Here is a 1,205-nt window from a genome sequence, read left to right on the forward strand (position 1 = left end):
CGGTTCTCGAGCCGGCGCCGCTGGCGGTTGAACTTACACCGCTGCCCAAGCACGTGCTAATTGCTCTTCCCAGTTAGGTTCAAATACACCAGCCGCCTCTACATAGCTGTCTTGGTTGAGTATGCAGTAGGAAGGAGTAGCATCGGCTTTATAGTCGCGGGCAAACGAATTACTTTCGCTGGGAGCAATGAGAACAGGTAAGGTCACATTGTGTTTTTTCACAAATGCTTCTGTCTCTGCTTTATCTCCGTCTGTGTTGACCAGCAATATTTCCATGCCAGCTTGCTTGGCTTTGGGAGCAAGAGCGTTTAACGTTGGTATTTTTTCTAAGCATGGACTACAGTGAGGCGAAAAGAAAATTAATGAAACTGCCTTACGGGCATAATCTGCTAGCGTCACAGTTTCACCAGTTAACATCTGGGCTTGAAAATCCGGTGCTTGGCTACCTTTTTCCAAACCTATATCCATGTCGCTAAAAGCTGACAGGTCTTTTGACATACGGTTGAACCGACGAATCAGGGCAATGGTTAACAATAAATTCACCACCACGACAATCCATAGTAAAACTGAATTAACTATCAAAACGGGTTGTATATCTTCTGACATCTTTTTGCAGTTTGGTTGAGTTGTTAGTTCGTCTGAAATAAATGATAGATTTCACCTAGCTGCGCCCAGACTAAAACAAATGTGATCGCTATTAATCCTATGAGTCCCAAATGTAAAGGCGCTAGCGAAACAGTAACTTCAGGCTTTGTAGCCAACCAGCCACCTCCACAAGAACATAGCAAAAAGCCAAAGTTACGGACTAAATCTACTTGTGAGATAGGATGCTGGCTAGTTCCGAAGCAATTACACGTTGTTTGAATATTGCGAAACAAGACTGAGGCGAAAGCTGCCGAGAAAATAATTAACAAAATTGAAGCTAAGTAGAAAGCAACGACCTGCCACCTAAATAAAAAGAGTACAACTAGCAACTCACTAATTAGGCAAATACCGCAGCCAATCGGGTAAATGACTCCGGCAAGAGTTGAAAGTCGCTTACAGTAGCAACATACTGCGAGAAACTCTTAAGCTTGGAAATAGCCGATATCAGAAATAACAAGCCTACTGTAATTTTACAAAAAGTTAACAGATATATGGAATCCATCTATCTTTTTACACCTCCTTAACTAGAAAGACAAAAACTCTTTCTGTCTAGAAGTATT

1 protein-coding gene and 1 pseudogene are annotated in these 1,205 nt (G+C 42.1%); both read right to left on the minus strand.

What is annotated here, in order from left to right; genetic code table 11:
* Positions 1-33: 33 nt before the first annotated feature.
* The gene (locus AC2VE5_RS28220; RefSeq protein ID WP_486890809.1) at positions 34-606 is read right to left on the minus strand and encodes a peroxiredoxin family protein; all 573 of its coding nucleotides are present in this window, start codon (positions 604-606) and stop codon (positions 34-36) included.
* 23 nt (positions 607-629) lie between these two features.
* Positions 630-1,147: pseudogene (locus AC2VE5_RS28225) on the minus strand (MauE/DoxX family redox-associated membrane protein).
* Positions 1,148-1,205: the final 58 nt, after the last annotated feature.

The organism is Aliterella sp. E5.1 (genome assembly GCF_057473825.1).